This is a genomic window from Collinsella sp. OF02-10 (assembly GCF_003463445.1).
In the GTDB taxonomy this organism is placed as follows: domain Bacteria; phylum Actinomycetota; class Coriobacteriia; order Coriobacteriales; family Coriobacteriaceae; genus Collinsella.
Window position 1 is genome coordinate 1 of the sequence record NZ_QSCW01000037.1, and the last position, 3,172, is coordinate 3,172.

At 56.2% G+C, this 3,172-nt stretch carries 6 protein-coding genes; 3 read left to right on the forward strand and 3 right to left on the reverse strand.

Annotated features, from left to right (window positions below):
• Positions 1-311 precede the first annotated feature (311 nt).
• The 3 genes from DXA43_RS09975 to DXA43_RS09985 are packed head-to-tail and all read left to right on the forward strand — an operon-like array spanning position 312 to position 1,242.
• A complete protein-coding gene (locus DXA43_RS09975; RefSeq protein ID WP_233540078.1) occupies positions 312-605 on the forward strand; it encodes a hypothetical protein in 294 nt (97 codons plus the stop codon).
• Between the two features lie 5 nt (positions 606-610).
• Positions 611-883 carry a hypothetical protein gene (locus DXA43_RS09980; protein ID WP_012814665.1) on the forward strand — a complete coding sequence of 91 codons (273 nt, stop codon included), beginning with the start codon at positions 611-613 and terminating at the stop codon, positions 881-883.
• 14 nt (positions 884-897) lie between these two features.
• Positions 898-1,242 (forward strand): hypothetical protein, encoded by a 345-nt coding sequence (locus tag DXA43_RS09985; protein ID WP_233540079.1) that lies wholly within the window; start codon positions 898-900, stop codon positions 1,240-1,242.
• 169 nt (positions 1,243-1,411) lie between these two features.
• Here DXA43_RS09985 and DXA43_RS09990 read toward each other — a convergent pair whose 3' ends face one another.
• The 3 genes from DXA43_RS09990 to DXA43_RS10320 form a co-directional block, all read right to left on the reverse strand.
• Positions 1,412-1,807: a hypothetical protein gene (locus tag DXA43_RS09990; RefSeq protein ID WP_117807068.1), complete on the reverse strand. Its 396-nt coding sequence runs from the start codon at positions 1,805-1,807 to the stop codon at positions 1,412-1,414.
• A gap of 336 nt (positions 1,808-2,143) precedes the next feature.
• Positions 2,144-2,476, reverse strand: a complete 333-nt coding sequence (locus DXA43_RS09995) for a hypothetical protein (protein ID WP_117807069.1) — start codon at positions 2,474-2,476, stop codon at positions 2,144-2,146.
• Positions 2,477-2,478: 2 nt separating this feature from the next.
• Positions 2,479-2,724, reverse strand: a complete 246-nt coding sequence (locus DXA43_RS10320; protein WP_147332655.1) for a hypothetical protein — start codon at positions 2,722-2,724, stop codon at positions 2,479-2,481.
• Positions 2,725-3,172 lie beyond the last annotated feature (448 nt).

Sequence of the window (3,172 nt, forward strand, 5' to 3'; positions counted from 1 at the left end):
GCAGCCCACCCGGCTCGCCCTCCGTCTGGATGAAGCCATCGCCGAGCTGGAAGATGTCCGAGTAGACTTCCATGGCCGACACCTCGGAAGCCCCGTATTCGAGAAGAACAGACTCAAGAGACAACCCGCTCACCAACCCCTCCCGGAAGCCCTCATAGGCACGTTATATTATCAATAGATTTATTGTACACCCAGAGCCAGAAGAAAAGGCTCCCTCTGGAACCCCTCCCGGAAGCTTCCCCGATAAAAGCGTCTGGCATTTGTCTGGCACTTGAAGTGCAGGCGTATTTCTCCCGATAGAAAGATATGATATGATTTCATATCATATCGAAAGGAGAGCGGGCATGAGCCAGATAGGGGTTCACCCCAGAATCAGCAGGCGGCACCCCGAGGTGAGCGAAGCGGACGTGATGGCCGCGATGCGGTCGATGATTCGCTACAAGCAACGCGAATCGGGCGAGTGGATTGCCGTCGGCACGGACTCCCGCAGCAGGCTGGTCGAGCTCGTCTACATCTACGATGCCGACGATGACTACTTCTTCGTCTACCACGGGATGACCCCACCGAGCGGCAAGACGCTCAGGGAACTCGGCTTGGAGAGGTGATTTGGATGAACGTGAACGATTTCATGGCGAAGCACGGCATCACCGATGCCGACCTCGACCGCATGGCCGCGCCCTACGAGGACGGCAGCTTCGAGCCGGAACCCGATGGCAAGGTGTTCAGCGGCTCACACCTCGACGCGGTCGGAACCCGCCGCGTGACGGTGGTCTACGACGCGAAGGATACGCAGAGAGTGGCCATGATAGCCCGCAGCAAGGGCGTGAAGCCGTCTTCGGTCTACAGGGACGCACTCGACTACTATCTGGCAGCACAGGCCTAAAGGACACCGACCATATGGTTGAAACGACAATGGAGCCTTGGAGCTTCACCATCGTCTTCGATGAGGATAAGGCGAAAAAGAACGGTTACGAGGTCGATACCCTCTATGACTACGTTGGCAAGAACGTCGAGGGGCTTGGAAACGAACGCATCGCACGCGGAACTTGGCGTGCAGCCAAGGGATACGATGAGGTCGATGCGCAAACCCTCGCGATTTCCAAGCTCTCCCGTCAGAAGTGGGTCATGCAGAATATCAAGTCACTTGCCTTTCGCGAGGACGATGATGAAATCTATGACGGAATCGAGACCATCCGACGGGTATATCCGGAGCGCGTTTTCGATTCGGAATCGGGCGAGTAGTCGGGTCAATGTAGTTGTCGGTGACTACGGGGCGGCGTGGTCTGCGCTCGCGCAGATCTAAGCCGACTCGTTCACAGACAACGGAATTGACGCGACGGTCGAAACAGAAGACCAGACTTGATTGAGGGTCGATGGGCAGGTTAGCCCATCGACCCTTTCCTTGCCCTCGTCAGTCGTTTTCGGCATTGTCGAAATCCTCGATTTTAAGATGGACGTTGTTCCGGTCGGCTTCCCTGCGGAGCGCCGCGAGCGCTTCCATGATTTCAGAGAACGCCGCAACCTCCTTTCCCAAAACCGCCTTGGCTTCCTCATGGTCGAGCGCATTCGAGCCGTACGTGTTCAGGAATCTCATGAACTGGTTCAGGTTCGTCCCCTGCTTCGCGAGTTCGTGCGCGGCCTTTCTCAAAGGCTCGGTGTCGATGACCTTGATTGAAACATCGTCGGAAGTCAAAACTGCTCGGGCATACTCGCCCATTTTCATTCCTGCTCTTTTCGCGTTTCTGCGAATGGACTCTCTCTCTTTCTCGGTTGCGTAAAACTTTATTTGAACTTCGCGATTTCTCATTTCCTAAGTTTTCTCCTTCCCTACCTTCGCAAAACGTTTATGGCAAATGGTGCCGCCGCCATTTGTAAATGACACGAAACCAGATAGTCGCTCTGCTGACTACGAAAACTCGGTAATCCGAAATTGCCGAGTTTCCAAGCGAAAGCGCTCTCCCGTCAAGGCTCCGAAAGCCGCTCGGGAGCAAGATGGAAGAGGGTTGAAAAGTCCATGTTAGTGGACTTTGAGTACCCACTTCCCAAATCTTGCAACTCGAAGAGCGGCCTTGGCCGGTGAGCGCTTGCGCGAGAGTCTTCTTTCTGCGGTGCCGCCGCCGCAGAAAGAAGACGGACAGCCCGACTAGGCGAACGCGCAGTAGACGTACCCGCCCTTTCGGTCATACTCCCAATCGCCCGGAAGCTCGTTGCCGTCTGAATCGACCTCGACCCACCAGCCGTCCTCCGGGTCTCCCATAACGCGCCAGCGGCGCTTGCCGAGCTGCGATACGAGTTCATCGCCGTCAGGCTCGACGGGTGCGGAGTCGCCCACATCGCCGACGCGCTCGACCGACAGAACCCACGCCTTGCCCTCGACGCTCGCGATTCGGTTGAAGAACTCCGAAAGCTCAAAGTCAGCCACCTCGGTGCGCTCGCATTCACCCGACCTGCGCAGCACGGATACGTTCCACTTCATGGTTAGCCCCTCCAAGCCCTCTTGAGCCTTTGCCATCGACTCAGCTTCTGCTCGGCCGATTCCAGCGCGAGCGCCTGCGCCGTCTCGTGGTGGAGCGCCTGAGCGCCCTGCACGGCCTTGGTGCCGTCGGCCACCGTCTCCATGAGCTTGGCTATCTGCTCGTCCTTCTTGGCGAGCTGCGCATCCTTGACGGCCAACTGCTCGACGAGCGCGGTCAACGCCCGTGAATCGGTCTCTTTCTGCTGCACGCCACCGTGTATCTCCTGTGTATCTCGGTGTGTATCACCCTGTGTATCTGATGGCTCTTCGTCGAGCGAGTCGATGAACCCGCGAACTAAATCAGTCTGTGAACATCCGCGCAGCTCGGCAGCACTTTTTAACTTACAGATTTGCTCATCTGTAAGCCTGAACATCTTCTGCGGCACGTGTATCTCCTGTGTATCTCCTGTGTATCTCGGTGTGTATCACCCTGTGTATCTGATGGCTCTTCGTCGAGCGAGTCGATGAACCCGCGAACTAAATCAGTCTGTGAACATCCGCGCAGCTCGGCAGCACTTTTTAACTTACAGATTTGCTCATCTGTAAGCCTGAACATCTTCTGCGGCACGTGTATCTCCTGTGTATCTCCTGTGTATCTCGGTGTGTATCACCCTGTGTATCAGCCCATTTCACCACCACGATAAGAGACAGGCAAGA

Bases quoted from the DNA above. Each gene is read 5' to 3' on its own strand.
- DXA43_RS09975 (WP_233540078.1), top strand. From the start codon at position 312: ATGATTTCATATCATATCGAAAGGAGAGCGGGCATGAGCCAGATAGGG.
- DXA43_RS09980 (WP_012814665.1), top strand. From the start codon at position 611: ATGAACGTGAACGATTTCATGGCGAAGCACGGCATCACCGATGCCGAC.
- DXA43_RS09985 (WP_233540079.1), top strand. From the start codon at position 898: ATGGTTGAAACGACAATGGAGCCTTGGAGCTTCACCATCGTCTTCGAT.
- DXA43_RS09990 (WP_117807068.1), bottom strand. From the start codon at position 1,807: ATGAGAAATCGCGAAGTTCAAATAAAGTTTTACGCAACCGAGAAAGAG.
- DXA43_RS09995 (WP_117807069.1), bottom strand. From the start codon at position 2,476: ATGAAGTGGAACGTATCCGTGCTGCGCAGGTCGGGTGAATGCGAGCGC.